Source organism: Hyunsoonleella rubra (genome assembly GCF_042684665.1).
GTDB classification, from domain to species: Bacteria; Bacteroidota; Bacteroidia; order Flavobacteriales; family Flavobacteriaceae; genus Jejuia; species Jejuia rubra.
The window spans coordinates 62,858-89,677 of sequence record NZ_JBHULY010000005.1 but is presented as its reverse complement, the minus strand read 5'-3'; the positions used below and the strand labels follow the sequence as shown (position 1 = coordinate 89,677).

The following is a 26,820-nucleotide window of genomic DNA, read 5'->3' as shown; positions in this document are numbered from 1 at the left end:
ATTTTAACTTTTTGGAACTTCCTTTTTCTTCAAAACCTCAAAAATATTCCTTAAGTCTTTTTTGTATGGCAAATAATCGGCGCGCCCTTTTTTAAAGATATCGTTGCTATTGCCTTGGCCTTTGCGCAATGCTTTTTGCTCCTCAAAAGGCAAAGCATTGATTTCCTTGCAGGCCTCTGAGCAACAATTGTCCATTTCAGCCTTGCACTTGTCGCATTGGATAAATAACAAATGGCAGGCGTCGTTGGCGCAATTGGTGTGGACATCAAACGGGGCGCCGCATTGGTGGCACTGGGCTATTACGTCATCACTAATTTTTTCTGCTCGACGTTCATCAAATACGAAATTTTTACCGATAAATTTATTTTCAAGATTCTGCTCCTTGATTTGTCGGGTGTATTCAATAATCCCGCCTTCCAATTGAAATACATTTTTAAAACCCTTATGCTTAAAATAGGCACTGGCCTTTTCGCAACGGATACCACCTGTACAGTACATCACCAGATTTTTGTCTTCTTTGTGCTCTTTTAAATCATCTTCAATAATATCCAAAGATTCCCGAAAGGTATCCACATCAGGCGTAACGGCATTTTTAAAATGGCCTATTTCACTTTCGTAATGGTTGCGCATATCCACTAAGACGGTATTTTCGTCCTCAATCAATTCATTGAATTTATCCGCACCCACGTGAACGCCCTTATTTGTGACATCAAACGTAGCATCGTTCAGGCCGTCCGCAACAATTTTATGGCGCACCTTCACTTTCAATTTTAAAAAAGACATATTATCCTGCTCCACGGCAATGTTCAAACGGATATCCTTCAAAAAATCGATGGTATCCAAATGGGCCTTAAATTCGTCAAAACGATCTGCCGGAAGCGACAATTGCCCATTGATGCCTTCTGAGGCTACGTAAATTCGGCCCAGAACATCCAGTTTGTTCCAAACGATAAACAATTGATCCCTAAATTCCTGTGGATTCGAAATGTGTGCGTATTGATAGAACGACAGCGTCAATCGGTCCTTCCCGGCCTTTTCGATTAACGTTGCTCTTTCTTTCGCACTTAAAGTATTGTACAGTTGCATGCTATACTAATTTTAAGTTGAAAAGCCGCATAATGCGGAGTAATTCAATAATTAGAGTGCAAAAGTAGGATTTTTAACGGCGTAAGTGGAATTTAGGGTATAAAAAAAGCACTTTTATTGGGATTAAAGTGCTTTTCTTGACTAACTGAATTTCAAAATTTCTGCCTTTCAACAGAAGAATTAAAAAAGTTAACCGCAAAGGGCTTCACAATTCTCATAGCAAATATAATCATTGAAACACCGAATGCCTATATATGTTGATGTGGGATTCAGGTTTTTTCTTTTTCACAGCAAAAATTTTACCCACTTTATAGGTAGATGCTGAAAATTTAAAAAGGTTGCGTCCAGTATTAAAATATCTTACCAAGTCTCAAAAATTGAGCTAATTTGTTCCCTGAATCCCTGTTGAAAACTATTATTGTGGCATCTCAAAAGATATAGTATTTTAGCGTGAATAATTTTACAGAAAACGAAAGATGAGTAACGAAAAAGAAGCAAAATTAAAAGCACTAAAACTAACTTTAGATAAACTGGACAAGGCCTACGGGAAAGGCACCGTGATGAAAATGAGCGATGCCGCTGTTGAGGATGTTGATGCCATTTCGTCGGGGTCTTTAGGACTGGATATTGCCTTAGGCGTTGGTGGTTATCCGCGTGGTCGTGTTATAGAAATTTATGGCCCAGAATCTTCGGGTAAAACCACATTAACTTTACACGCTATAGCTGAAGCACAAAAATCAGGGGGTATTGCTGCATTTATTGATGCAGAACATGCTTTTGATAGATTTTATGCCGAAAAATTGGGCGTGGATATTGATAACCTCATCATTTCGCAACCTGACAATGGGGAGCAGGCCTTGGAGATTGCAGATAATTTAATCCGCTCCGGTGCCATTGATATTGTGGTAGTAGATTCTGTTGCTGCGCTCACCCCAAAAAGTGAAATCGAAGGCGAAATGGGCGATTCTAAAATGGGACTACATGCCCGTTTGATGTCACAAGCCTTAAGAAAATTGACGGCTTCTATCAGCAAAACCAACTGTACTGTAATTTTCATCAACCAATTACGTGAAAAAATCGGAGTGATGTTCGGCAATCCAGAAACTACTACCGGTGGTAACGCCCTCAAGTTCTATGCTTCCGTACGATTGGATATCAGACGTTCCACTCAAATAAAAGACAGCAGTGGTGGTGTGTTAGGGAACAAAACCAGGGTGAAAGTTGTAAAGAACAAAGTCGCTCCACCATTTAGGATGTGCGAATTCGATATTATGTATGGCGAAGGCGTTTCAAAAGTGGGTGAGGTATTGGATATTGCGGTGGAGCACGAAATTATTAAAAAAAGCGGATCGTGGTTCAGCTATGGAGACACCAAGCTCGGTCAAGGCCGGGACGCCGTAAAGTCTATTATAAAGGACAACCCCGAGCTCATGGAGGAACTGGAAGAAAAAATAATGCAATCCTTAAAAACCGAATAACCTAAAAAATCCCGAATCTATCGGGATTTTTTTTGCTTAAACACGCAACCATTGGTGGAAAAACGCATCTACTAAAGAAAAGAGAAAGTAAACCCAAATTGTGCATTATGAAAAAGTTTTTAATACTCGGCTTTTTGCTAGTGTTTTTAAGTAGTTGTGATTTAGCAGATGATGATGGAAATTTGAACTTCAACTTTGAAGTATTACCTATCGAAAGCGTTGACATCCCTGATAGTTTTGAGTTAGGTGCTATTTACCCAATTACCGTGAGTTATTTAAGACCTTCAACTTGTCATAAGTTTAGGGATTTTTATTATTTGAAAGAGAACAATGAACGCACCGTAGCCGTAGTCAATTATTGTTTTGAAAGGAATGATTGCGAGGAATTAACTGATGAAGTGGTAGAAGCCTCGTTTAATTTTAAAGTTACCAGTAATGGTTCGTATATATTCAAGTTTTGGCAGGGCGAAGACGAAAATGAAGTAGACCAATACTTAATCGTTGAAGTACCCGTTGAAGATTAATGCCTAATGGATTTTAAAATGATACTTTAAAATTTGATGTTTTGGTATTAATTTTAGGGTTCATTAGTTATAAGGTTTAAGTGTTAATTAATCCCTGTATCACTTGAGTTTAAACCAACTCATAGAAAATTGTAAAATCAATGATACTAAAGCACAAGGAGAATTGTACAAGCGCTTTTCAAGCAAACTGTTTTCTACGTGCTTAAAGTATTCGCGCAACTATGCAGAGGCCGAAGACAATTTGCAGGATGCTTTTTTAACCATTTTTGATAAAATTGAACAGTATAAACACAAGGGCTCTTTTGAAGGATGGCTGAAACGTATCACAGTAAATACGGTGTTACAACGGTACAGAAACGAAAAAGTCTTTGACATCGTAAATGAAAACATAGCTGAAGATGTTGAAATAGATATTGATGAGGAGCAGGTTTCTTTAGATTATTTATTACAAATCATTCAGGATTTACCCGACCGTTACAGGCTGGTGTTCAACCTTTATGTACTGGATGGGTATTCGCATAAAGATATAGCAGAAATGCTAAAGATTACTATAGGCACTTCAAAATCAAATTTAGCCAGAGCAAGACAGATTTTGAAGCAAACTATAGAAGACCAAAACGCAAAGCAAAACCTACAATCCTTATAATGGGAGATAAGAAACATATTGACAGATTGTTCCAGGAACGCTTCAAGGATTTTGAAGTTACCCCCGATGATGCGGTCTGGAGCAACATAGAAGCAAAGCTGAAGGCTAAGAAGAAAAAGCGCAGGGTAATCCCTATTTGGTGGCGCTATGCTGGTGTGGCCGCTCTTTTATTGTTATTTCTAACTATAGGAGGTATCGCTTATTTTAATGATAATGAAACGGCCAAAACGCCTCAAATTGTAGATACCGAAAAAACGGATACTAATTCTGATAGCACCACTGAGGATATAAAAACACCTCAAAATAAAATTGCTGAAGACCACCTAGGAAATTCGGTGATTTCCAATGTCGATGAGCATCAAAATGCAGTTGATGAGACTAAAAGTGACAGCGGTATAAAGAATTCAGAAGAAATCTTGAAATTGAACCAGTCATCGCCTTCTTTAGCTAGTTCAAATGAAAAGCAGAAAAAAGTTCCAACGAAAAGTGAATCGATTTCAAAGGAAAATCCTGTTGTTAATGAAACTTTGATTCAACAGAATAACAACAAAGCTTTGGCCGAAAACAATGAAAATAATACGGCTAAAACCGAGGCAAGTATTAAAAATAAAATATCGCCTAAAAAAACTAATGCGGTTGATAATGGCGCCCAACAGATAGCTGAAAATACTATTAAAAATAAGCCTGACAAACAAAATCTTGAAGAGAAAGCACCGGTCTTAAATAAAGAATTGGTTGGTGAAGAAACTCAGGCCATAGCTGAAAACACTAGCCAAAAGGAAACTAAAACCATTGAAGAGGCCATTGAAGAAAACCAATCCCTTCTTGAGGATGAAGAGAATACTTCGACAGGCTCAGCAGTCAAATTAAATAAATGGAGCGTTGCCCCTAATGTAGCTCCCGTTTACTTCAGCAGTTTAGGAAAAGGGTCATCTATTGATCCGCAATTTAATAACAACTCTAAAAGTGGTGAGGTAAATATGAGTTATGGTATAAATGCCAGCTATGCCCTCAGTGACAAGGTTACCATACGTTCTGGTGTGAATCGCGTTAATTTGGGGTACAATACCAATGACGTTTTGGTCTTCAGGTCTTTAAATGCCAGTGCTTCCACGAGATCCAGCAATATTGAAACCGTAAATAGCGCATCCTTTGGTGATGTGAACGACACTCCTGCTGTGGATGCCGACAACTTTACCATTGTAAGCGCAGACAATTTCAACGCCAGTAATAGCCCAGCCTTGTTAGATACGGCAAATACCACAATTAATCAATCCTTAGGTTATATTGAAATTCCTTTGGAAATTCAGTATGCACTCACTGGTAAGCGATTTGGCTTGAATGTTATTGGCGGATTCAGTTCCCTCTTTTTGAACAACAACGACCTGTTTTCTGAAATTGACGGGCAAAGTACGCGTTTGGGTGAAGCGAATAATATCAATAAAACCAGTTATAGTGCCAATTTTGGATTGGGCTTGAATTATAAAGTATCGAAAAGAATTAATTTGAATTTAGAGCCAATGTTCAAATATCAAATTAATACGTTTAAAAATACATCCGGCGACTTTCAGCCCTTCTTTATTGGGGTTTACACCGGGTTCGGAATTAAATTTTAGGTTTTTGGTTAGATCTGGATATTGGTTTTCAATTAAGCTCGAAAATCGATATCTGAAAAAACTGCCCTTCCCCAGGGCAGTTTTTTATTTTTCTCTCATCAAATTCTTTTTAGTGAAAATGCTCATATTTATCCATAGTGCTGTCAAAAGAGAAATAAGAATGCATAAATACATCATTGGGTTTTCGATATTAGACTTAATGGTTTCCAAGGAAAACGGTTTATCGCTAAAGAAATAGGCGATGAACATAATTGCCGTAGATGATACAATTAGTAATATTTTTATGAAATTGAAATATTTACTCAAACACACTCTGAAGTTCATTGTCTTATTAATACTTTTTTGAATTTTGTAACTGCTTTAAAATCAAACCTTTTGCCCGTTCATTAAGCACCCTAGTGTCATCAATAGTCAAACCCTTAGTGCTAATAAACTCATGAACCTTGGCACGCATCCTTCCAGGGCCGCCACTGAAGAACGTATATGAAAATCGCCTTTTATTATCAGCAAAAGTTAATGGCACCACCGGAATTTGGTGGTTTATCGCCAAACGAAATGCACCATCTTTAAATTCATCTAAAATAATACCTTCATCGGGAACCCCGCCTTCTGGGAAAATACAGATGCTCAACCCCTGCTGTAATCGTCTCTGAGCCCTTAAAAACACCGCCTTTCTGCTTTTCGCAGAACTGCGATCCACCAAAATACAGGTGCGTTTATAGAAAAATCCAAATAACGGAATTTTAGCAAGTTCCTTCTTTCCAACAAATACAAACGGATTTTTAATCGCTGTAAGCATTAACATAATATCTACCATGGAAGTATGGTTGGCAATAAACATGTAACTTTTGCCTGGTTCCGGAACTTGATCTCGTTCAATTTTCCATCGAAACCCCATACCTATTAAAATGAATTTTGCCCACCCCCGGGCCAGCTTGAAAAAGAAAGGGTACCAAGATTCCTTAGAAATGGAAATTAAAAGAATCGGGAAAAGGATTAAAATTGGTAAGGCCACAAGAATGTAAAACCAAATACGATACAAAAGCCAAAATATGTACTTGAAGACAATCATCTCCGTCAAAAGTAAGCAATAGTATTGAGGTTTTTGTGAAATGGATTACCTTTGCCCTTCGGTTAAAATTAATTAAAAAGATACCTGCTTCCGCAGGTAATTGTTATGGCACGAATTCTTACAGGCATACAAAGTACAGGGACACCACATTTGGGCAATATTTTGGGCGCTATTCTACCCGCAATTAAAATGGCCGAAAACCCCGAAAACGATTCCTATTTGTTTATTGCAAACCTCCATACCCTAACCCAGATTAAGAATGCAGTCCTTTTGCGTGAGAACACATATTCCACTGCCGCCACTTGGCTTGCCTTTAGATTGGATATTGATAAGACCGTGTTTTACCGACAAAGCGATGTGCCACAAGTGACGGAATTATCATGGTATTTAAGCTGTTTTTTTCCTTATCAACGATTGACTTTGGCCCATAGTTTTAAGGATAAAGCCGATCGATTGGAGGATGTAAATTCTGGTCTGTTTACCTACCCGATGTTGATGGCTGCAGACATTTTATTATACGATGCCAATATCATCCCAGTGGGGAAAGATCAGTTGCAACATATTGAAATGACCCGAGATGTGGTTTCTCGCTTCCATGCTCAAATGGGAGAAACCTTTGTGTTGCCTGAAGGTAAAATTCAGGAAAATACTATGTTGATTCCCGGAACGGATGGTGAAAAAATGAGCAAAAGCCGTAACAATACCATCAATATTTTTCTGCCGGACAAAAAATTGCGCAAGCAAATTATGTCCATTCAAACGGACAGCACTCCACTTGAAGACCCGAAGGATTGGAAAACCTGCAACTGTTTTGCAATTTACAGCCTTTTGGCGAACGATGCGCAAATCGCTAAAATGAAAGCCAATTATGAAAAAGGTGGTTATGGCTACGGACATGCCAAGCAGGCCCTTTTCGAATTAATTCTTGAAAAATTTGCAGAACCAAGGGAACGCTATAATTACTACATGAACAACTTGGAAGAGGTGGATAAAGCATTAGCTATTGGGGCCGAAAAAGCTAAAAAAGTGGCTGATGCTGTTTTGGAACGTGTGCGTAAAAAAGTTGGATACTAAATCACCTCAAACAACTTCCCAGGCAAGGGCCGAACCACCCCTTTCAACTCCATATTCAGTAATGTACTGGATACTTTAAAAATGGGCATATTACAATTTAAGGCAATGATATCCAATTGCTGTTTTTCGTTGTCCTTTAGATAATTATAAATGAGTTTTTCAGTGGCGTCCAATTCAACGAATAGCTTTTTTTGAATGGAGGGTTGCTGTTCATCCTCGAATTGCCAATTCAGGATATAAGGCACATCCAAAGGCGTCGTCAGCATGTGTGCCTTTTGGAATTTAATCAAATTATTGCACCCAATACTAAGTTTGTCGGTCGTACGTCCAGGAACTGCAAAGACATCTCGATTGTAGGAATGGGCAATATCGGCAGTAACTAAACTCCCCCCTTTTTCCGCAGATTCAACAACAATCGTAGCTTCGCTTACGCCTGCGATAATGCGGTTTCGTTTTAAAAAGTTTTTCCGGTCAAATGCGGCCGTGCTCCAAAAATCAGAGAAAAACCCGCCGTTTCTTTCCATGTCCACCATATATTTTTTATGGCTTTTCGGATAGATTTCATTGAGTCCGTGTGCCAAACAAGCAATAGTCTGTAAATCATGCTTCAAGGCATTTTTATGCGCGGTGATATCAGCACCCAAAGCAAAACCAGATATAATAATAGGGTTGTATGGTTTTAAGGCTTCTACTAGTTTTTCACAAAACGCAATGCCATTTACGGTAATGCGTCGGGTGCCAACAATACTAATAATGTGCTTTTGATTTAGGTTAATATTCCCCGTTTGAAACAATAAAACAGGCCCATCGATACAATGCTTTAATCTTTCGGGATAATCGGTATCCTGAAAATAACTCACCTTAATTTGATGCTCATTGATGAAGTTGATTTCTTTTTCAGCTTCGGACAAATGAATACTATCAAAAAGCCCTTGCAACGCATGCTCACCAATGCCATCAATTTTGAGAAGTTTATGCTTCTTTTCTTTTAAAACCGCTTCAGCCGAACCGCAATGTCCGATCAGTCGTTTTGCTGTGATGTCCCCAATATTTGGTACGTGATTTAAAGCTAGGGTATAAAGTAGGTCGTTTTCCGTCATGTCAATCGTTTCTAATGCAATTAAAGCAATTTTGCATTGTTAATAAATAGTTAAGTGAAAAATTTAATGAAAACCATATTTTTTTAACTTTGTTTTCATGCAACTAGAAACCTACATTAGCGATTTACTATACAGATATGAATGTGTTGTGGTACCTGACTTCGGAGCGTTTTTAACCGAATGTCAATCGGCCACAATTAATGCTGAAAACCACACCTTTTACCCACCAAAAAAGGTGATTTCCTTTAACGAGCAAATCCAAAAAAATGATGGCTTATTGGCACGCTATATCGCTGATGTTGAAAAGATTCCTTTTGAAGTTGCCACCAAAAAAATTAAAAAGCGCGTAAAAACCTTAAAATCGTATTTAACGCAAGGCGAAACCATTACGTTTAAAAATATCGGTGAAATTATTTTTAATACCGAAGGCAAAATTGTGTTTGAACCGTCTTATAATTTGAATTATTTGACCGATGCGTTTGGACTGTCTCCTTTTGAATCTTCAGTAATTTCCCGTGAGGTTTATAAGGAAACTGCTGAAGCCATTGAAGAAACCACGCCAATTGTTTTCACACCAGAAAAACGTGCTTCCACAGGCTCAGCAACCAAAAAGGGTTATTTGAAATATGCGGCTGTGGCAATTATTGCTCTGACCCTTGGTGGCTTTGTTGCTTCAAAATATTATGTGGATCAAATTGAAACCCATAATCAACTAGCTCAGGAACAAGCTACACAACAGTTGGAAAGCAAAATTCAGGAGGCTACCTTTAGTTTAAATCCGCTTCCGGCTATTACCTTGAATGTTTCCAAACAAACCGGAAACTATCACATTGTTGCGGGGGCATTTCGCGTTGAAGAAAACTGCGACAAAAAAGTGGCCCAGTTAAAATCGGAAGGTTTTAGTGCAAGAAAAATAGGTGCCAATAAATACGGATTGCACCAAGTGGTTTATGCCAGCTACGAAGGCCGATTGGACGCTTTAAATGCGCTTAGAAACATTAAGCGCACACATAACCGCGATGCTTGGTTGCTAGTAAAAAAACTGGACTAGTTTAACACAAAATTACAAATCACCTTACTGCTTTAATACGTAACTTTGCGCCATTAAAAAGTTACGATGAAAGCAAAGACTCCAGAACAATCTAAAACTACAATGACGGATATGGTTTTGCCCAGTGAAACCAATCCGTTAAACAACCTTTTTGGCGGCGAATTATTGGCTCGAATGGATCGCGCTGCCAGTATTGCTGCCCGACGTCATAGTAGACGCATTGTGGTGACGGCATCTGTAAATCATGTAGCCTTTAATCGTGCTGTGCCTTTGGGAAGCGTGGTAACCGTTGAAGCAAAAGTATCCCGCGCGTTCAATACCTCAATGGAAATTTATATTGATGTTTGGATGGAAGATCGAGAATCTGGAGAGCGCACCAAAGCCAATGAAGCTATTTATACCTTTGTGGCTGTGGACTCCACCGGAAAGCCAGTAAAAGTTCCTGAAGTACTTCCCGAAACTAAAATTGAAAAGGAGCGTTTTGATGCCGCTTTACGAAGAAAACAATTGAGCCTTTTACTTGCCGGAAAGATAAAACCAAACGAAGCGAAAGAATTAAAAGCATTGTTTGATTAAACCTTTTTAAATCACCATAGTCTTATAGTAAACCCAAAATCTTAATGCTATGAGAACTTTTGTTATCTTATTTTCTGCAATTTGCATGATGAGTGTGTCGTCATGTGCCACGAGAGTAGTTACACGACCAGCTTCAGTAACTGTTGTAAAAACCCCACCAAGAAACTATAAAGTAGTCACGGTAAAAGGAAAACGCTACTACTTCTGGAATGGGAAACACTATCGTAAAACAAGACGCGGTTACGTTTTTGTAAGGGTCTAAAAACTTTGTTTATCCTGCAAGGTCTAGATGACCTTGTAGGCATGCTACATCCTATAAATCCAACTCGCAGGATTCTGCGTATTTAAATCCTTGAACACCACGAAATTCAGCACGGTTTCTCCCGTGGTTGGATTGGTAAAGACTTCTCCTATTTCCTGCTTGGTCTTTACTTTATCGCCCTCTTTTACCGTTACTTTATGAAGGTTTTTATAGGCAGTGATGTAATTTCCATGACGGACCATTACAATGGGATTGGCATTCTTTATACGCACAATTCTGCTGACGGTTCCATCAAAAACGGCGCGGACTTTTGCGCCTTTTTCAGTGGAAATCCTTACGCCATTACTTTTGATGGTCAACGATCTGTCGATAGGGTGTGGTTGGGTGCCATAGCGCACTTTTACAAACCCTTTTTCAACTGGCCAAGGCAGTTTCCCTTTATTGGCGACAAAGCTATTGGCCAATACTTTCTCTTCAGCTGTTAATGCAAAGTTGGACTTACTAGCTTTAGTTGTTTTTGAACCCTTATTGGATTTGGCAATTTCGGCCTTAATGATGCGTTCTATTTCTCTGTCAATTCTATCCGCTTCACGTTGCTTTGCTTTGATTTGAGCCGTATACCTACTTAAATTCTTTCGGATTGATGTCATCAATTCCTGATGTTGCGCTCGTTCCTTCTGTAACGTTTTTTGGGTAGCCCTATTTTCAGCAACTAGTTTCTCTTTTTCTTTCTTTTGAACCAGTAAATTTTGATTGATTTTTTGCAATTCATTCGTTTTGGCCTTAATCGTCTCCCCTTGTTCTTTTTGATGATTGGTATACTGTTTCATATACTGCAATCGCTTGTAGGCCTGCTTAAAATCGTTTGAGGACAACAAAAACATAATCCGGCTTTGCTGGTTTCGACTTTTATAGGACTTCACTATCATGGCCGCATAATCCTCCTTTAGCAATTTCAGTTCATTCCGAAGATTGGTAATCTGCTTTTGATTATTGTTGATTTCCCTTGTAAGCAGGTTGGCCTGTTGGTTGGTCACCTTAATCAAGTTGTTCAACACACTTATCTTATAGTTGAAATCTTCAATTAAGGACAGTTGTGATTTCTCCTTGGATTTGTTTTCTGCCCTTAAAGCATTTATTTTTTGGATTTCCTTTCGCAATTCCTGCCGACGGTCTTCGAGCAGTTTTTGTTTACCGGATTGCCCAAGCAACGGGTAGCTACATGAAAGAAAAAGAAATATAATCAGACCCTTTAATATTTGGTTTTTTGCTACCATCAAAGCTCTATCTTCTTGAATCCAGAAGGGATTTTAAATGGAAATCGGATGTCTTCATTTAAAGACACGGATTTGAACTCCAGTTCGGCTATTAACTCCTTATCCCCTTCAACAGCAATGACTTTTACATGCTCTGGTAAAACTTCCTTTTCCACCTCCTGGTGCGCCAAGTAGTCAATTTGTAGGTGCCGTTGTTCCGAAAATTGGGTCAACTGTTGTGATTGGATCTTATAATGCGAGGGATTCAAAAGAAAGAAAATTTCGAATAGTTCCCGCTGGTTTTTGGGTTGCAACACATAACTGCCTTCATGCACCGAAACCTTATAGGAATCGTCTTTTAAATTGTATAAGGCCTCACCCAAAATGATATTTTGGATCTTTTGAAAATCCAATTCGGTCCCCAAAAGTTTACTGAAATATTTAAAATCGCCTTCAAAATAGGTGTTGTCCAATTTATTATAAAACGCAACACTAGTCGGTGTAATTTTAGCCCTAATTATTCCAAAGGTGGCACTCAACCATAGTACCTCATCTTTTTTCATGCGATAACTCACCGTATGCGATTGCTTTTTGTCCTTTTCGGAATAGGTGATCTTTAATTTGGATTGAAGCGTATTAAATTCCGGGGATTTCTTGCCGTTTTCTTTAATCAACTGCCGTGCCGAAAGTTTTAAATTGGCATCGCCTTCAGCTACGGTTTTTGAGGGTTTACACCCAAAAACAGCAAAACTAAGAACTACGATGATTATAATTTTACGTGTTTGTTTCAAACTTCAATATTTGTTTAATTACCTGTGGATAATTGTAAGACTTTCGCTTTTTTCATAAACGCACCCGATTTTTCCATATTGCCCAACATTTCGTAAGCTTTGCTTAACTGTAAATAGAAATCGGATTCCATTTTAGGGTTGTCAATAACCCAATCCAATCCCGATTCCAATACTGAAATGGCGTCGTTCGGTTTTTGTCGTGCATTTAAAGCCACACCATTAATTAGGTAACCCAAAGGCTGTGCGGGAAATTTTTGGATAACCTCTTCACTTTTTTGAACAGCTTCATCAAACTGTTGCAAATCGATTTGAAGTAACAAGACATTTTTTACGATATTGAAATCGCTTCCGTTTAACTTTAATGCCTCCTCCAAATAGTGAAGAGCATTGGCTTTGTCGTTTTTGCTTAAATAATAATAACCCAAATCTGATAAGGTTTTGGCATTGGTTTTACCATCTAAAAGGGTGGTAGCCTCCACTAAATCAGCCTCGTACTCAGGATATTTCTTTACGAAGCCAACAAAATCAGAAAGCACTTTTAACTTGGCTTCTGGTTTTATTTCATTGCTTTTCACAACAATTTTCATGGACTTTATGGCTTGTTCGGTATTATCATCGTCTAAATAAAATTTGTACAGTGCCAAATGTACTACCTGCGAATTGGGATTGACCTTTAGCAATTCCTTAGCAGTTTCAAAAGCTTTTTCCTTTTCATTGTTTTCGCTATATCTGTAAATCAAAGCCAAGTAATTGGACTCTCTTTCAGGGTTATCTTCAATGCGAGTTTCCAGGTTTTCAATTTGGTCTTTAGTGCGACCGGTAATCTGGTATATTTTATTGCGCATGATATCCCTTGAAATGGAAATACCGTAAGCTTTATCTAGTTCATCCAATACACCTAAAGCGTCGTCAAACTTTTCCATTTTAAGATAAAGCGCAGCTAAATCTTCTTTGTAATCTGGGTGGTACTCAACTAATTGTTGCACTGTTTTTAGTGCCTTTTTCAAATCGTTTTGGGATACATAGTACCCATAAAGCTCATCGAGATACCACTCGTTATCAGGATCTTTATCCACGGCTTCCTTTAGGGCATCTTCAGCCTCACCGAAGTTTTTCAGCTTCATGTAGTTTTTGCCTAACTCGAAATATAACACGGCAGGGCTTTTATCCAAAGCGATACACTGTTGCAAGGCCTCAACGGATTTTTCATAATTCTCGATACCCTTTTGTTTGAGAGCCTCAAAGAAAAACTCTTGAAATTTGTCTTCAACCACACCCAAATCATCATCCGGCTTTTTGTTGAAATCTACTTGGGCAAAGCTTACCTGTGGAAAAACTAAAATTCCAACAATTAAAAGTAATATGTAGCAACCCTTTTTAATCATGTAATTTAGTTGAAAGCAAGTCCTCAATAACTTCAAACTTGTCTGCAATTTTAATGGCCTCACAGGATGTTTTCATTAAACTTCTAAACCTGTTTGCTTCTTCTGGCAAATTACTTCCTGAACTTTCAAACTTTTCTTTGGAAGGCCACTGCGCATAGGCAACATACTCTTGTTCATCCTTTTTATGCAATCTTGAACCCAAACTGCCCTCGTATTGATAAATCATATTTGTCAAACCCTTCCAGCCTTCAATAAAACTGTCTTCGTGATTAGGTTTAACACTAAATGAATATAATACGATATACATGCCTAATTTCCTTGTGAAACCTATTCCAAAACCGAATAATCGCCGATACTAACGCTAGTGAAATCACCGTTATATTTCACATGATTCCCAATCATTGCATTGGTTAATTTGGCATTTTTTATTTCAGAACTGGTCTGTATCAAACTATTTTCAATAGTTGAGTTTTCAATAACGGTTCCATTTCCAACGGAAACAAAGGGACCGATAGTTGCATTTTTTAACACTACATTTTCACCTACAAAACAAGGTTCAATTATGTTTGAATTTTTCAGTTTAGCCGAAGATGCCACTAATTGCTCTTCACCATCCGCCTTCAAAAATCCCAACATGCGCTGATTGGTTTCGATAGTGATGGTCTTATTGCCACAATCCATCCATTCATCCACTGTTCCGGTTTTAAAAACCTTGTCATCTGCCATCATACGTTTGATGCCGTCATTAATTTGGTATTCACCTCCATTCATAACGTTCTCATCCAGAATTTCTTGCAGCTTATCCTTTAAAACTGCAACATCCTTGAAATAGTAAATCCCAATCACGGCTTGGTCTGATACGAAATTCTCTGGTTTTTCAACCAGTTCGATGATTTCATCATTCGGATTTAGTTTTACGACACCGTAAGCTTCTGGATTATCCACCTGTTTGGTCCAAATCACACTATCGGCATTTGGGTCTAAATCGAACTCAGCCCGTATTAGCGTATCAGCATAAGCAATTACAGCCGGGCCAGACAATGAAGGCTTGGCGCACATAATGGCATGCCCCGTTCCTAATGGTTTATCTTGACGGTAAATAGAGGCCTTGGCTCCTAAACTTTTGGCCAAAACTTCTAAACTGGATACTACCTCGTCGCCAAACCATGCAGGGTCACCCAACACGAAAGCGATTTCATCAATGGGTTGCTTTAATACTTTGGCAATATCTTTTACCAAACGATGAACGATAGGCTGGCCCGCAACCGGGATTAGAGGTTTTGGTACGGTTAAACTGTGTGGGCGCAATCGAGAACCTCGACCGGCCATTGGGACTATTATTTTCATTTTTTAAAGTTGATTCGTTTATCTGTTTAATTGTTGATTCGTTTTGTCGCGAATTCACAAATACTTTTCTTTCTATTTGGTTCCTGTGCTACCAAATCCGCCTTCACCTCTATCTGTTGACGACAATTCTTCTGCCTGAACCCATTCAGCACGTTCGTGCTTGGCAATAACCAGTTGCGCAATACGCTCACCATTGTGGATGGTAAATTCTTCATTGGAAAGGTTGACCAAAATCACGCCTATTTCCCCTCTGTAATCCGCATCTATCGTCCCAGGGGCATTCAGTACTGTAATCCCCTTCTTAGCGGCTAGCCCACTTCTAGGGCGCACCTGGGCTTCCAATCCTACCGGTAATTCAATAAAAAGACCTGTGCCCACAATACTTCGCTCCAAGGGTTTTAACACCCTTGATTCTGAGATATTGGCCCTCAAATCCATTCCTGCGGAAGCAACAGTTTCATAGTGCGGTAAATCGTGGGTGGATTTATTGATGATTTTTATTTTCATTTATCTGTTGAGTAAGGTTTTAATCTGTTTTCTTTCAGCGGCATATACGATGCCCAAAAATACAACTAACAACGAAATTCCAATAATATATTGCCCTCTAAATTGATAGAAAGACAGCGAAGAGAATCCAATGGAAAGCAATAAATATCCTCCTATTTTTTTAAGATTATAAGGTATGGGATAATATTTCCTCCCGAAAAAATAAGATAAAATTACCATACTACTGTAAGCCGCCAATGTAGCAATAGCAGAACCTTTGTAACTAATAATCGGTATCAACCAAATATTTAGGCCTAAGGTAATGATAGCACCAACAACTGAAATATATGCTCCAAACTTGGTGCGGTCTGTAATTTTATACCAAACCGAAAGATTATGATAGATGCCTAAACAAAAGCTTGCCACCAATATGATGGGTACAATCCACATGGCTTCCCAGTAATCCTCGTCGCGAATAATGATCACCTTTAAAATATCTGCAAACACCACAACGGTTAATAGAATGACGGCACCAAAGGCCACAAAAAACTCCAAAATTTTAGCATAGTTTTTCTGTGGGTTATCACTTTTGGCATGACTGAAAAAATAGGGCTCGATCCCCAATCGAAAAGCCGTTGCAAAAAGCGTCATAAATAAAGCCAATTTGTAACATGCCGAAAACATCCCCACTTCATCCTCAGGATTCGCGGCTGTGGATAAACTGCTCTCCAATAAAATACGATTGAATTGTTCGATTGTCGTGTAGGCCAATCCTGCTACTAATACAGGTAGCGCATATTGCAACATTTGTCGCCACAATTTGGAATCGAAAACATATTTGATTTTACTATAAAAGAACAACATTATAATAAGCGTTACAGCACTTGCAATGAAATTCGCAATTAGTACGTAACTGATTTCAAAATCTGATCTATACATTGAACCGAAAAAGTCGTTTTTACTAGCCAAATCCGCTAATAGGAGAAAGAAGAATAAATTAAGCCCAATGTTGATGGCTACGTTCGCAATTTTTATAATAGCATATTTAACCGGTTTTGCGTTGGCTCGTAACCATGCAAATGGGATGATAACCAGCGCATCAAGCAATAGAATCCAAATGACGAAGCTAATATGCCGTACTTCTATATCGGTAATCTCAGCTATTTGATGTTTAAACAAAAAAGCCAATAGAAATATCGCAAAAGATGTAAAAACAATGGATAATGTTGCCGTACCAACTACTTTTTCCTGCTGTTCTTCCTTATTAAAAAAACGAAAAAAAGCCGTTTCCATACCATAGGCCAAAATCACATTAAAAATGGCAAACCAAGAAAATATTATGGATACTTTTCCATAGACACCCACTGCCATAACTTGAGTATAAAGTGGCGTGAGCAAAAAACTCAACATCCTCGGAAGCACTGTGGCCAGCCCGTAAATAAAAGTTTGTTGGAATAATGTTTTGAGTCCGCCCAAAGGATAGGTTTTATGTCATTAAAAATACATTATTAGAACCTGTTAAGCAAAGATTATAATTTGCGCCTGATTTATTGTGAAAAACTATTGCTTTGCGACTCCCAAAACTTTGAAATAATGCGTTTTATTGTTTAATTCATAAAAAATCACGGCCTCATCCGCTTTCAATTTAGAAAACTGTTTTGGTGGTAATTCCGGTAATTCGTTAGCGTGCTCTGCATAGGGTTCATCGCTCATAATGAAGTCTTTCTGTGGAAAAGTGCCGACATAAATTTTATTCTCCAAAAGCACCAAACCCGTAGTTTTCCCTTGGAACACAATACTATCTAATTGTACATTTTGTGGGTTCGATTTTATAGGAATAAAGATGCTATCTACAGCAGTATTGGCATTCTGTTCTGTATATGAAATCTGACCAATTTCCAATGGCGGATTCTTTTCAAGCTTTTGGGTGCTGGCACATCGAATACATCCGACACAAACGGAAATCGCAAATAATATGTGTTTCAAAAGTTTCATAAGCCTTTATTTCAAAGGTATGAATTCAAAAGTTATACCAAATAGATTATGAAATTATGTTAAAAAATACGCAGTTGCTTTTTTCGCTTTTGAAGCTGTGGAAAGTTTGCATAGCCATAGCTACGGAAATTTTCTGCAATGAAGAAAGTGGGAAAATGAACAAGTATTTTGGCATTATTTTATGGTCTATTTGGTATTAAGCCATAAAAAAAGACCTGTCAGGTTTTTGAAAACTAGACAGGTCTAATAAAATTATATGAGATGCTGAAACAAGTTCAGCATGACAAATTACTTAGTTATTTAAAGCTTCCGCACCACCAACAATCTCCAAGATTTCGTTGGTAATGGCCGCTTGACGTGCTTTGTTGTACGATAAGGTCAATTGGTCTTTCAATTCTTTGGCGTTATCCGTTGCTTTGTGCATTGCGGTCATACGCGCACCGTGCTCAGAAGCAAAAGAGTCTCTTATCCCCTTGTACAACTGAGTTTTTAAAGATTTTGGAATCAATTGCTCAACGATTTCAACTTTCGATGGTTCAAAAATATAATCGGCATTAGCATTGGCTTCGCCTTCAACAGGTACAATCGGTAAAAACTGCTCTGTCATCACGATTTGAGTCGCCGCATTCTTGAACTTGTTGTACACGATTTCAATCTTATCAAAATCGCCAGCAACAAATTTATCCATAAGTTCTTGTGCAATGGCTGCAACATTTTCAAACGTTAAGTCATCAAAAACGGCGCTATGATTTGCAACAACTTTATTGGATTTCTTATAGGCATCATTGGCTTTTTTACCAATAGCCATATAGGACACTTCCTGATTGGCATAGGTTTCAGAAGCCAATCGGTTAACTTCTTTAATGATGTTTGAGTTAAATGCCCCAGCCAAACCTCTATTAGACGTAATCGCTACGATGAGCACTTTCTTCACCTCTCTTTGTGTAGAAAACTTACTTCCGGAATCTGCGTCCAAGGTTGCACTTAAACTTTGTAAAAGTTCGGTCAACTTGTCCGCATAAGGGCGCATAGCCGTAATAGCATCCTGTGCCTTCTTTAACTTTGCAGCCGACACCATTTTCATGGCACTGGTAATCTGCATCGTTGAAGATACCGATGATATTCTGTTACGTATTTCTTTTAAGTTTGCCATTTTCCCCACCTAACCTCCCCAAAGGGGAGGGATTTTGTTAGTTATATTTTATATTGTGTCCTCCTGATAACTCCTCCCCTTTGGGGAGGCTGGGAGGGGATCAATACTTACTAGATAAATCCTTAGCTACGGCCGTTAATGTATCCGTAGCTTCATCAGTTAATTTACCTGCTTTCAAAGTATCTAAAACACCTCTATGCTTCGCATTTAGGAATTCGATAAAATCTCTTTCAAATTCTTTTACTTTATCAACTGGCACATTTTTCAACAAGTTTTTAGAACCCGCATAGATAATTGCGATTTGGTCTTCAACAGTAAATGGGTCGTTTTGCGCTTGTTTCAATATTTCAACGTTACGCTTACCTTTTTCAATTACATTTAAAGTAACAGTATCCAAATCAGAACCAAACTTCGCAAACGCTTCCAATTCGCGGAACTGTGCTTGGTCTAATTTCAGAGTACCTGATACTTTCTTCATTGATTTCACCTGAGCATTACCACCCACACGAGATACCGAGATACCTACGTTAATTGCCGGACGCACACCAGAGTTGAATAAATCACCATCCAAGAAAATCTGTCCGTCAGTAATCGAAATTACGTTTGTTGGAATATATGCCGATACGTCACCTGCTTGCGTTTCAATGATTGGTAAGGCTGTTAAAGAACCTCCACCTTTCACCATTGGCTTCAATGAATCCGGTAAATCGTTCATGTTTTTAGCGATACTATCATCGTTAATTACTTTTGCAGAACGCTCTAATAAACGCGAGTGCAAGTAGAAAACGTCTCCAGGATACGCCTCACGTCCCGGTGGTCTTCTTAATAATAAGGATACCTCACGATAGGCAACGGCTTGCTTTGATAAATCATCATAAATAATCAAAGCTGGACGGCCAGTATCTCTGAAGTACTCACCAATCGCCGCTCCGGCCATAGGCGCATATACCTGCATTGGTGCAGGATCAGAAGCATTTGCCGCAACGATAGTCGTATAGGCTAATGCACCTCTGTCTTCTAAAGTTTTAGCAATGTTTGCTACGGTTGATGCTTTTTGCCCAACCGCAACATAGATACAATATACAGGCTCGCCTGCATCGTAAAATTCTTTTTGATTTAAGATAGTATCGATACAAACCGTAGTTTTACCGGTTTGACGGTCTCCAATCACCAATTCACGCTGACCACGACCCACAGGAATCATGGCATCGATAGATTTAATACCCGTTTGTAATGGCTCGGTTACCGGCTCACGGAAAATTACTCCAGGTGCTTTACGCTCCAAAGGCATTTCATAAGTTTTACCAGAAATTGGACCTTTACCGTCGATTGGGTTACCTAAGGTATCAACAACTCGACCAACAATGCCTTCACCAACATTAATAGAAGCAATACGTCCTGTACGCTTTACAGTAGAGCCTTCACTTACTCCTACTGAAGCACCCAAAAGTACGATACCTACGTTGTCCTCCTCAAGGTTAAGTACAATACCTTCCAGGCCGCCATCGAATTCAACTAACTCGCCGTATTGTGCATTTGATAATCCGTAAGCACGTACAATACCATCACCAACGGTAAGTACAGTTCCTACTTCATTTAACGAAGCTGAGGCTTCAAAACCTTTCAGTTGTTGTTTTAAGATTGCTGATACTTCAGCTGGTTTTACTTCTGCCATCTTATTTTTAATTTAATGTAAATTCTCTTTTTAATTTATTAAGGTTGTTTGCTATACTAGCGTCGTATTGCTTATCGCCAACCCTTAAGATAAAACCTCCTATAATGCTTTCATCTACGATATTTTCAAGTTCAACCGTTTTACTGGTCAATTCTTTTACTTTGGCCAACACTTTAGTCTCCAAAGCTTTTGTTAAAGGGACTGCAGTAGTAACTTGAGCCGTTTCTTTGCCATTGTGTACATCCAACAATTCGCTATATTTTACAGTAACGTCATTTAAAATATCGATTCTTTTATTGGAAATCAGCACGTCCAATAAACCGTTGGTTATGCTGTTCAACTTTGGGAAAACAGCCAATAACGCAACTTTTTTAGTTTCAGATTTAACTACTGCATTACCTAGCATACTTCTTAAATCCTCACTTTCTGCAATAGCCTTGGCAATGGCCTTCATATCCTTATCAACGGCATCTTCCTTTTTTTCTGAAAGTGCTAAACTAAGGACTGCCTTTGCGTAACGTATCGCTGCTCTTGTTCCTGCCATAATACTTCTAGTTTAAAGTAGCATCGTCCAGCATAGACTCCACCAACTTTTCTTGCTTGCCTTTATTTGATAGTTCACCACGAACTACTTTTTCTGCAATATCAATGGATAAATTGGCCACTTGAGATTTTAAATCAGCAATAGCCGCTTTCTTTTCACTTTGTATAGATGCCTGTGCTTGAGCAATTAACTTAGAGGCTTCTGCTTGTGCTTCGCCTTTCGCATCCTCAATCATTTTGTTTTTGATATCGCGTGCTTCTTTTAGCATGGCTTCACGCTCTACTCTTGCTTCTTTTAACAACTTTTGGTTGTCCGCCTGAAGGTTCTCCATCTCCAATTTGGCTTTCTCGGCAGATTCCAGTGCATCCTTAATACCTTCTTCTCTACTGTTTACTGAATCCAAAATGGGCTTCCATGCAAATTTTTTCAATAAAAGTACGAGAACAATAAACAATACTGCCTGCCAAACAAACAATCCTAATGAAAAGTCTTCAAATAATTTTCCCATGATAATCTATATTATAAAATACCTGATGTTTAATTAAAAGAACAGCTATAACCAACCGTTATAGCTGTTTCCTTGTGTGTTACACTGCAAATAATGCAGCAAATCCAATACCTTCAATCAAAGCTGCTGCAATAAGCATAGCTGTTTGAATTTTTCCTGTAGCTTCAGGTTGACGCGCAATTGCTTCCATAGCCGAACCACCAATCTTACCGATTCCGATTCCTGCTCCAATTACTACTAAACCTGCTCCTACGATAGCTGGAATTTCCATAAATATGTATTTAATTAATTAAACATTCAACGTTATAAATCACCATTATTAGTGGTGTTCGTCATGCTCTTCCACAGCCATACCGAAGTACAGTGCTGAAAGCACGGTAAAAATATATGCTTGTAAAGCCGCTACTAACAGCTCTAGAATAGCTAAAACAAATGCCAACAAGAACGATAGTGAACTACCAATCCAGTTTTGGAACAAGAATATCATCCCAATGATACTCATCAATACCACGTGACCTGCTGTAATGTTTGCGTACAAACGAATCATTAATGCGAAAGGCTTGATAAATGTCCCTAGTAATTCAATTGGAGCTAGAACGATTTTCATAGGCCATGGCACTCCAGGCATCCAAAATATATGCTTCCAATAGTTGGCGTTTCCTGAAAAGGTGGTTATAAAATAGGTAATCAACGCCAAACACAAGGTTACCGCTATATTGTTGGTTACGTTCATTCCAATTGGCGTCAATCCAAACAAGTTGATAATCCAAACAAAGAAAAATACGGTCAACAAATAACTCATATAACGCTTATAGTGCTTTTCACCAATATTTGGAATAGCAATCTCATCCCGTACATATAGTACTATTGGCTCTAAAAAACGACCCAATCCTTTTGGCATGCCGTTGTTCTTAGCATAGGCCTTCGCCATTCTACTGAACATAAAGAACATTAATGCAAACACCATCATAATCATCAACACGTTTTTGGTCAATGAAAAATCCAATGGCTTTTCGTTTGTTGCATGATGATGATCGTCCTCCATGATTTCACCATTGGGACCATCAACCTTGTATATTTTGCTGTGATGTAATTTGTAATAGCTTCCATCCACCTCGGCTACTGTTTCGCCATGATGGAATTTTGAAGATGAAAAGATTTTCAAACCGTTATCCCACAGAATAACAGGTAGCGGGAAGCCTACGTGCTTTTCCTCACCAGAATCGCTGGTGTATGAAAATAGATTAAAATCGTAGGAGTCTTTTAAGTGATGCTGAATGTATTCTTTAACGTATTCCGCGGTGTCTTTTCCTTCGGAATGCCCTTTTTCTTTTCCATAAGAAACAAAGGTTAGTAAAAACAGTAAAAGGGTAATTGGCTTTAAAGCTAGTTTTTTTCGCATATCACTCTAAATAATAGTGGCTTAAAAATCGGTGCAAAGGTATGTTTTTATCTCAAAAACAAAAACAATTTTTCTTTTTATTTGAGGATATGTTTGTTTATTGATTACGAGGAGGTTTCATCGAGTTTGTTAAGCCATTTGCTTAGGCTTACCGTTTCTAAAATTAATCCGACTAAATATGGGACGAAAAAAGAGGCGAATTCCAGCTTGGTGATAACCCCGTCTGCCTTGAACCTTGGATGGAATACAATAAAAAATACGGCGAATTTGATGATGCTCCCGGCCAAAAATAGAAAACCGAGTTGTCCTTTATATTTATAACGCAACAAATAAAGGATGCCGAAAACCTTTAAAACAAGAATAAGGTTGATGACATACGACAGCACAATATGATTTTCAAAAAGGGGATAGTTTAAAGTGTAAAGCACCCCCAAGTGTAAAAAAAAGGCAAGGAGCAATGCGCCACTTGCTTTCAATGCAAAATTGACGAAAGGGTTATTCATCATTATTAATTCGGTTCACCTGTTTTAAAACCGCATAAAGGGATACGGCCACGCCAAGAAGTGTCATAATGATAATGTAGAGTTTATCGCCATTGTTGAATTTACCATCCAACCATTTGCCTAAAAGCACAAAAAGATAGATGGTCACCCCCATTTGAATTGCAATCCCGGAAAGGATAGCCACATTCTTAAGCGGTCTTTTCGGTTTGTTGTTTTTTGGTTGCTGTTGGCTCACCTCCGTTGGTCATTGGTTTTACAGTGCCTTTCATCACACAGGTCACATTAAAGGTAGCGCCTGGCTCTACTGCCAATTTGCCCACTACCACTTCACCTTCAATAAAAGCTGAAGACTTAAGTGTCAATGTGCCGGAAAGTGATAGTTTTCCAGAAAATTTACCTTCAAAATGGGCGTCGGTGCCCTGCAAAGTACCTTTAATGAAGCCTTCTTTGCCTACCACCAGTTTTCCGGTAGTTTTAATATTACCTTCAATGGTACCGTCTATTCTAAAATCGCCTTCGCTATTGAAGTCTCCAACGATTTTAGTGCCTTGGGCTATAATGTTTTGGTTTGATGTAGATTCAGTCATGTGCTTATCTTTTTTATTTTCAGAAAACATAACATTCTTGGTTTTAATTGGTGTTCAAGTTTAAGTAGGTATCCAAATTCTTATGAATTTGCAGAATTTGGTAGTTTGTAGATGAAACTACAAAGTAGGGCTCTTTTATTTTCTTTTGATCTTTATCCAATAATATTTGGTGAAAGGTCTGAGCCACGCCGGCCGTTCTTAGCCCGTGGGTTACTACAAAGGTAGTATTTGTATCGTAAACATCAACCGAAGCGTCTAATTTATAATACCTTACATTTTTCAGTACAGTATCCAAAACGGTTTTAAACTTCTCAATTTTTTTGGGATTATCCCTTTGAAATTTAAAAACCACTTTGAAATTATCGGCAATGCTGTCGTTCACAAATTCCTTGCTTTCTATCTTAGGAATCATTTCGTCCACCAATCGCTGAGCGCCTTGGCCCTCAGGGGTATTGGCATAGGTAACCGCGATATAATTCAACGCCTTTTTATAGGCGTCAAAACCATACAAGCGTCCTGTAGCAGTGGCTTTCAGTAGCTCAAATTTAGGTACGACAGGTTCGCCATCAAAAGTTTTAATATGGGCCTCACATTTATCAATTACCATTTGATAATCCTGTTTCTGATGGACGGCATAAAGATTTTCATAAAGCACAATAGGGCTGTTTTCATCTTTACCAGAGACATCTTCAGGATTGTTCAAAATGGCTGCGTATCGGCTATCTGGATATTTTGAAATGATATCATCCTTGGCAATTGAAGCTTCGTCGTTTTGGCCCAAAAGCTCATAGATTTTGTACAAATTATATTTTGAAGGCAATACCAAACGTTCTTCTGGGTCGCTTTCCAACAATTCCTGAAATTTATCTTTTGCCAGCTCATATTCCTTAAATTTTTCCTTGTAAATTAAGCCCAGTTGGTAATAAGCATAGTTGCGTTCTTTTGAAATACTATCGATTTCTTTTTCTTCTGACGGAATTTTGGAAATATAAAACTGAGGATCAAAACGCTCTTCCTCCGAGGCACTTGCCACAATATCCGTACCCGAAACTCCTCCAGTCGAACCACTGGAAATTCCTTTATTGGCCCATCGCCAATTATCCTCTAAAGTTCTATCGCCCCATACTTTTCTAAATTCGTTTTTACCATAGGCCACTGTGGTGGGGTTATAAAAATAAAAGGTGTTGGCCTGCCCCTGATTTGCAAGGGCCGCTCGTTGGCCAATATTGGCACTCGACAGCTGATTATTTACCGTTGCTAATCCTGCATTATTTCGTTCCAAAGCTTCCTTTTTCTCCTTTTCTTCCTCAGCTTCCTCAGCCTCTTTTTTAAGTTTATCCACCAAACCTTGGAAATAATCCAACTTCTCAGTATCCGAAAGATTGACTAGTCTCAAAATACTATCATCCACTTTGGCTATGCCTTCGTAATAAATCACATCCTCCAAATTGTCTCGCTTACGTTTGATAATACGATACGGCTTAGAATTCAGTTTCAGGTTGCCCAAAGTACTATCATAATAAGCTCCAGCATCGGCATACAACCTCTTGTCAAAATTCATATCCCCTAAAATCTCGTAGTTCTTGGATTTCAAAATCTTATCAGGTGTATTGGTGCGCAAGGATTTATTGAAATAACTGACCGCCAGAGAATCTGAACCGTTCGTTAAATGATGTGAACCAATACGGTGATAAATCTTATCCAAAAACGGCCTGTTTTCTCGGTTTTCCTCCAATTCGTCCAGCAACTCTATTAATGCCAATTTATCCCCATTCTCGTAATCGAAGTTTTTGATTTTCTCTAAATGAGCGGTAATCATATAGATTCTTGGGGTTTTCCTGTTTAGCTCAATCACCTTATCAAAAGCGATATTGGCGCTGTCTTTGTAACCCAATTGATTATACAATTGCCCTTGAATAAATCGGTAACGCCCACGCTCATCATTACTTTTTGTAGCGTTGGAAGCTATTTCCAACATGGTGATGGCCGTGTCAACCACCTTAATATTCAAATAGGCCTGGGCCAGCATAGAGGTAGCATCGGCCAAATCCTGACCATCCAAATCTTCCTGACGCAACAGGCGTTTAAGGTTTTTAATGGCCAACTCACTATTATCCAAACGAATGTTGGTCTTTTCCCGCCACACCTTGGCCTGATTTATTTTATCGCTCGCCGGGTATTTATACAAAATATAGTTAAAGGCCTGTAACGCAGGCACAAAGCGTTGGTCAAAATACCGTGCTTTCCCCAAAAGCAAATACGCTTCGTCCATCTGTGGATTATACTCTTTGCCCTCAACATTTATGCTGTGTTTTTGGATGGCTTTGGCCGCCTTTTCCTCAGATCTGGTGAAGTTTTCGTTTTTAGACTGCCCCGGAAGTATAATTTCCTCCGAAATCTGCATCCGTTCAATCGGCAACACCTCCCAATAATTGTCCTGATAGCCATCGTTAAGACTTGTGGTACCCAGCTCCAAAGCATTGTAGCCGTTGTACAGCGCGTTGTATTCCGCAGTAACGGCATGGTAGTTTCTACTTAAAAACGTACTTTTTTTGCGGGAACAACCCGTAATGGTAAGTGTGGCAAAAAGTATAAATAGTATAGGTTTCGTATATGGTTTCAACACCCTTTTCTTTGGTTTATAGATAACTACAAAGTCTTATATATATTATGTAAGTGGGTAAAAATAAGCATCTTTTTTGA

At 38.6% G+C, this 26,820-nt stretch carries 29 protein-coding genes; 8 read left to right on the top strand and 21 right to left on the bottom strand.

What is annotated here, in order from left to right; translation table 11 throughout:
* Window positions 1-3: 3 nt before the first annotated feature.
* The gene (trhO, locus tag ACFSR8_RS01295; RefSeq protein WP_380288258.1) at window positions 4-1,086 is read right to left on the bottom strand and encodes an oxygen-dependent tRNA uridine(34) hydroxylase TrhO; all 1,083 of its coding nucleotides are present in this window, start codon (window positions 1,084-1,086) and stop codon (window positions 4-6) included.
* A 476-nt stretch (window positions 1,087-1,562) separates the two neighbouring features.
* Between trhO and recA the strand changes: the two genes are divergently transcribed.
* The 4 genes from recA to ACFSR8_RS01275 all read left to right on the top strand — a co-directional run bounded on the left by recA (window position 1,563) and on the right by ACFSR8_RS01275 (window position 5,350).
* Window positions 1,563-2,564, top strand: coding sequence for a recombinase RecA (gene recA, locus ACFSR8_RS01290; protein WP_380288256.1), 1,002 nt, complete (start codon window positions 1,563-1,565; stop codon window positions 2,562-2,564).
* Window positions 2,565-2,671: 107 nt separating this feature from the next.
* Entirely contained in the window at window positions 2,672-3,088 is a 417-nt protein-coding gene (locus tag ACFSR8_RS01285) for a hypothetical protein (RefSeq protein ID WP_380288254.1), read from the top strand.
* Window positions 3,089-3,191: 103 nt separating this feature from the next.
* The gene (locus ACFSR8_RS01280) at window positions 3,192-3,734 is read left to right on the top strand and encodes an RNA polymerase sigma factor (protein ID WP_380288252.1); all 543 of its coding nucleotides are present in this window, start codon (window positions 3,192-3,194) and stop codon (window positions 3,732-3,734) included.
* Window positions 3,734-5,350: a hypothetical protein gene (locus ACFSR8_RS01275; RefSeq protein ID WP_380288250.1), complete on the top strand. Its 1,617-nt coding sequence runs from the start codon at window positions 3,734-3,736 to the stop codon at window positions 5,348-5,350. The genes ACFSR8_RS01280 and ACFSR8_RS01275 overlap by 1 nt, the downstream gene beginning before the upstream one ends.
* A gap of 331 nt (window positions 5,351-5,681) precedes the next feature.
* On the opposite strand, the gene ACFSR8_RS01270 is transcribed toward ACFSR8_RS01275, so the two are convergent.
* Complete coding sequence (locus ACFSR8_RS01270; RefSeq protein WP_380288248.1) at window positions 5,682-6,422, bottom strand: lysophospholipid acyltransferase family protein; 741 nt, start codon at window positions 6,420-6,422, stop codon at window positions 5,682-5,684.
* Window positions 6,423-6,527: 105 nt separating this feature from the next.
* Here ACFSR8_RS01270 and trpS point away from each other — a divergent pair, with 105 nt between their 5' ends.
* Window positions 6,528-7,496, top strand: coding sequence for a tryptophan--tRNA ligase (trpS, locus tag ACFSR8_RS01265; RefSeq protein WP_380288245.1), 969 nt, complete (start codon window positions 6,528-6,530; stop codon window positions 7,494-7,496).
* On the opposite strand, the gene dprA is transcribed toward trpS, so the two are convergent.
* The gene (gene dprA, locus ACFSR8_RS01260) at window positions 7,493-8,596 is read right to left on the bottom strand and encodes a DNA-processing protein DprA (protein ID WP_380288243.1); all 1,104 of its coding nucleotides are present in this window, start codon (window positions 8,594-8,596) and stop codon (window positions 7,493-7,495) included. The two genes, trpS and dprA, sit on opposite strands and share 4 nt — an antisense overlap.
* A gap of 97 nt (window positions 8,597-8,693) precedes the next feature.
* On the opposite strand from dprA, the gene ACFSR8_RS01255 reads away from it, so the two are divergent.
* The 3 genes from ACFSR8_RS01255 (at window position 8,694) to ACFSR8_RS01245 (ending at window position 10,485) form a co-directional block, all read left to right on the top strand.
* Window positions 8,694-9,647 (top strand): HU domain-containing protein, encoded by a 954-nt coding sequence (locus ACFSR8_RS01255; protein ID WP_380288241.1) that lies wholly within the window; start codon window positions 8,694-8,696, stop codon window positions 9,645-9,647.
* A 66-nt stretch (window positions 9,648-9,713) separates the two neighbouring features.
* On the top strand, window positions 9,714-10,223 hold the full coding sequence (locus tag ACFSR8_RS01250; RefSeq protein WP_380288239.1) for an acyl-CoA thioesterase: 510 nt from the start codon (window positions 9,714-9,716) through the stop codon (window positions 10,221-10,223).
* Between the two features lie 49 nt (window positions 10,224-10,272).
* Entirely contained in the window at window positions 10,273-10,485 is a 213-nt protein-coding gene (locus tag ACFSR8_RS01245; RefSeq protein WP_380288237.1) for a DUF6515 family protein, read from the top strand.
* A 44-nt stretch (window positions 10,486-10,529) separates the two neighbouring features.
* Here the strand turns inward: ACFSR8_RS01245 and ACFSR8_RS01240 are convergent, their stop codons facing one another.
* From ACFSR8_RS01240 to porW, 18 genes are all read right to left on the bottom strand, one after another.
* Complete coding sequence (locus tag ACFSR8_RS01240) at window positions 10,530-11,762, bottom strand: murein hydrolase activator EnvC family protein (protein WP_380289363.1); 1,233 nt, start codon at window positions 11,760-11,762, stop codon at window positions 10,530-10,532.
* Window positions 11,762-12,532 carry a DUF4292 domain-containing protein gene (locus ACFSR8_RS01235; RefSeq protein ID WP_380288235.1) on the bottom strand — a complete coding sequence of 257 codons (771 nt, stop codon included), beginning with the start codon at window positions 12,530-12,532 and terminating at the stop codon, window positions 11,762-11,764. Before ACFSR8_RS01235 ends, ACFSR8_RS01240 begins: the two co-directional genes overlap by 1 nt.
* Window positions 12,533-12,546: 14 nt before the next feature.
* On the bottom strand, window positions 12,547-13,917 hold the full coding sequence (locus ACFSR8_RS01230; protein ID WP_380288233.1) for a tetratricopeptide repeat protein: 1,371 nt from the start codon (window positions 13,915-13,917) through the stop codon (window positions 12,547-12,549).
* A complete protein-coding gene (locus ACFSR8_RS01225; protein WP_380288231.1) occupies window positions 13,910-14,224 on the bottom strand; it encodes an antibiotic biosynthesis monooxygenase family protein in 315 nt (104 codons plus the stop codon). Before ACFSR8_RS01225 ends, ACFSR8_RS01230 begins: the two co-directional genes overlap by 8 nt.
* Window positions 14,225-14,244: 20 nt before the next feature.
* Window positions 14,245-15,264 (bottom strand): sugar phosphate nucleotidyltransferase, encoded by a 1,020-nt coding sequence (locus ACFSR8_RS01220; protein WP_380288229.1) that lies wholly within the window; start codon window positions 15,262-15,264, stop codon window positions 14,245-14,247.
* Window positions 15,265-15,336: 72 nt separating this feature from the next.
* On the bottom strand, window positions 15,337-15,771 hold the full coding sequence (gene dut, locus ACFSR8_RS01215) for a dUTP diphosphatase (RefSeq protein ID WP_380288227.1): 435 nt from the start codon (window positions 15,769-15,771) through the stop codon (window positions 15,337-15,339).
* Window positions 15,772-17,226, bottom strand: a complete 1,455-nt coding sequence (locus ACFSR8_RS01210; RefSeq protein ID WP_380288225.1) for an oligosaccharide flippase family protein — start codon at window positions 17,224-17,226, stop codon at window positions 15,772-15,774. It abuts the gene before it with no gap.
* Window positions 17,227-17,310: 84 nt separating this feature from the next.
* Complete coding sequence (locus ACFSR8_RS01205; RefSeq protein WP_380288223.1) at window positions 17,311-17,745, bottom strand: hypothetical protein; 435 nt, start codon at window positions 17,743-17,745, stop codon at window positions 17,311-17,313.
* A 292-nt stretch (window positions 17,746-18,037) separates the two neighbouring features.
* Entirely contained in the window at window positions 18,038-18,898 is an 861-nt protein-coding gene (gene atpG / locus ACFSR8_RS01200; RefSeq protein ID WP_380288221.1) for an ATP synthase F1 subunit gamma, read from the bottom strand.
* 100 nt (window positions 18,899-18,998) lie between these two features.
* Window positions 18,999-20,573 carry a F0F1 ATP synthase subunit alpha gene (gene atpA / locus ACFSR8_RS01195; protein WP_380288219.1) on the bottom strand — a complete coding sequence of 525 codons (1,575 nt, stop codon included), beginning with the start codon at window positions 20,571-20,573 and terminating at the stop codon, window positions 18,999-19,001.
* 7 nt (window positions 20,574-20,580) lie between these two features.
* On the bottom strand, window positions 20,581-21,117 hold the full coding sequence (atpH, locus tag ACFSR8_RS01190) for an ATP synthase F1 subunit delta (protein WP_380288217.1): 537 nt from the start codon (window positions 21,115-21,117) through the stop codon (window positions 20,581-20,583).
* A gap of 7 nt (window positions 21,118-21,124) precedes the next feature.
* Window positions 21,125-21,625, bottom strand: a complete 501-nt coding sequence (locus tag ACFSR8_RS01185) for a F0F1 ATP synthase subunit B (RefSeq protein ID WP_380288215.1) — start codon at window positions 21,623-21,625, stop codon at window positions 21,125-21,127.
* Between the two features lie 79 nt (window positions 21,626-21,704).
* Window positions 21,705-21,896, bottom strand: a complete 192-nt coding sequence (atpE, locus tag ACFSR8_RS01180; protein WP_076698954.1) for an ATP synthase F0 subunit C — start codon at window positions 21,894-21,896, stop codon at window positions 21,705-21,707.
* 48 nt (window positions 21,897-21,944) lie between these two features.
* Window positions 21,945-23,027, bottom strand: coding sequence for a F0F1 ATP synthase subunit A (atpB, locus tag ACFSR8_RS01175; RefSeq protein WP_380288213.1), 1,083 nt, complete (start codon window positions 23,025-23,027; stop codon window positions 21,945-21,947).
* 104 nt (window positions 23,028-23,131) lie between these two features.
* Window positions 23,132-23,533 carry a hypothetical protein gene (locus ACFSR8_RS01170; RefSeq protein WP_380288211.1) on the bottom strand — a complete coding sequence of 134 codons (402 nt, stop codon included), beginning with the start codon at window positions 23,531-23,533 and terminating at the stop codon, window positions 23,132-23,134.
* The gene (locus ACFSR8_RS01165; RefSeq protein ID WP_380288209.1) at window positions 23,523-23,714 is read right to left on the bottom strand and encodes an AtpZ/AtpI family protein; all 192 of its coding nucleotides are present in this window, start codon (window positions 23,712-23,714) and stop codon (window positions 23,523-23,525) included. Before ACFSR8_RS01165 ends, ACFSR8_RS01170 begins: the two co-directional genes overlap by 11 nt.
* Before the next feature lie 4 nt (window positions 23,715-23,718).
* On the bottom strand, window positions 23,719-24,147 hold the full coding sequence (locus tag ACFSR8_RS01160; RefSeq protein ID WP_380288207.1) for a bactofilin family protein: 429 nt from the start codon (window positions 24,145-24,147) through the stop codon (window positions 23,719-23,721).
* Between the two features lie 13 nt (window positions 24,148-24,160).
* Window positions 24,161-26,740 carry a type IX secretion system periplasmic lipoprotein PorW/SprE gene (gene porW, locus ACFSR8_RS01155; RefSeq protein ID WP_449272389.1) on the bottom strand — a complete coding sequence of 860 codons (2,580 nt, stop codon included), beginning with the start codon at window positions 26,738-26,740 and terminating at the stop codon, window positions 24,161-24,163.
* Between the last annotated feature and the right edge of the window lie 80 nt (window positions 26,741-26,820).

What these genes read in the sequence shown, in the direction of transcription:
- ACFSR8_RS01240 (WP_380289363.1), bottom strand. Translation starts at nt 11,762, where the DNA reads ATGGTAGCAAAAAACCAAATATTAAAGGGTCTGATTATATTTCTTTTT.
- ACFSR8_RS01245 (WP_380288237.1), top strand. Translation starts at nt 10,273, where the DNA reads ATGAGAACTTTTGTTATCTTATTTTCTGCAATTTGCATGATGAGTGTG.
- ACFSR8_RS01185 (WP_380288215.1), bottom strand. Translation starts at nt 21,625, where the DNA reads ATGGGAAAATTATTTGAAGACTTTTCATTAGGATTGTTTGTTTGGCAG.
- ACFSR8_RS01230 (WP_380288233.1), bottom strand. Translation starts at nt 13,917, where the DNA reads ATGATTAAAAAGGGTTGCTACATATTACTTTTAATTGTTGGAATTTTA.
- dut (WP_380288227.1), bottom strand. Translation starts at nt 15,771, where the DNA reads ATGAAAATAAAAATCATCAATAAATCCACCCACGATTTACCGCACTAT.
- atpG (WP_380288221.1), bottom strand. Translation starts at nt 18,898, where the DNA reads ATGGCAAACTTAAAAGAAATACGTAACAGAATATCATCGGTATCTTCA.
- ACFSR8_RS01255 (WP_380288241.1), top strand. Translation starts at nt 8,694, where the DNA reads ATGCAACTAGAAACCTACATTAGCGATTTACTATACAGATATGAATGT.
- atpH (WP_380288217.1), bottom strand. Translation starts at nt 21,117, where the DNA reads ATGGCAGGAACAAGAGCAGCGATACGTTACGCAAAGGCAGTCCTTAGT.
- trpS (WP_380288245.1), top strand. Translation starts at nt 6,528, where the DNA reads ATGGCACGAATTCTTACAGGCATACAAAGTACAGGGACACCACATTTG.
- atpA (WP_380288219.1), bottom strand. Translation starts at nt 20,573, where the DNA reads ATGGCAGAAGTAAAACCAGCTGAAGTATCAGCAATCTTAAAACAACAA.
- ACFSR8_RS01225 (WP_380288231.1), bottom strand. Translation starts at nt 14,224, where the DNA reads ATGTATATCGTATTATATTCATTTAGTGTTAAACCTAATCACGAAGAC.
- ACFSR8_RS01285 (WP_380288254.1), top strand. Translation starts at nt 2,672, where the DNA reads ATGAAAAAGTTTTTAATACTCGGCTTTTTGCTAGTGTTTTTAAGTAGT.
- atpE (WP_076698954.1), bottom strand. Translation starts at nt 21,896, where the DNA reads ATGGAAATTCCAGCTATCGTAGGAGCAGGTTTAGTAGTAATTGGAGCA.
- ACFSR8_RS01170 (WP_380288211.1), bottom strand. Translation starts at nt 23,533, where the DNA reads ATGATGAATAACCCTTTCGTCAATTTTGCATTGAAAGCAAGTGGCGCA.
- atpB (WP_380288213.1), bottom strand. Translation starts at nt 23,027, where the DNA reads ATGCGAAAAAAACTAGCTTTAAAGCCAATTACCCTTTTACTGTTTTTA.
- recA (WP_380288256.1), top strand. Translation starts at nt 1,563, where the DNA reads ATGAGTAACGAAAAAGAAGCAAAATTAAAAGCACTAAAACTAACTTTA.
- trhO (WP_380288258.1), bottom strand. Translation starts at nt 1,086, where the DNA reads ATGCAACTGTACAATACTTTAAGTGCGAAAGAAAGAGCAACGTTAATC.
- ACFSR8_RS01205 (WP_380288223.1), bottom strand. Translation starts at nt 17,745, where the DNA reads ATGAAACTTTTGAAACACATATTATTTGCGATTTCCGTTTGTGTCGGA.
- dprA (WP_380288243.1), bottom strand. Translation starts at nt 8,596, where the DNA reads ATGACGGAAAACGACCTACTTTATACCCTAGCTTTAAATCACGTACCA.
- ACFSR8_RS01220 (WP_380288229.1), bottom strand. Translation starts at nt 15,264, where the DNA reads ATGAAAATAATAGTCCCAATGGCCGGTCGAGGTTCTCGATTGCGCCCA.
- ACFSR8_RS01160 (WP_380288207.1), bottom strand. Translation starts at nt 24,147, where the DNA reads ATGTTTTCTGAAAATAAAAAAGATAAGCACATGACTGAATCTACATCA.
- ACFSR8_RS01275 (WP_380288250.1), top strand. Translation starts at nt 3,734, where the DNA reads ATGGGAGATAAGAAACATATTGACAGATTGTTCCAGGAACGCTTCAAG.
- ACFSR8_RS01270 (WP_380288248.1), bottom strand. Translation starts at nt 6,422, where the DNA reads ATGATTGTCTTCAAGTACATATTTTGGCTTTTGTATCGTATTTGGTTT.
- ACFSR8_RS01250 (WP_380288239.1), top strand. Translation starts at nt 9,714, where the DNA reads ATGAAAGCAAAGACTCCAGAACAATCTAAAACTACAATGACGGATATG.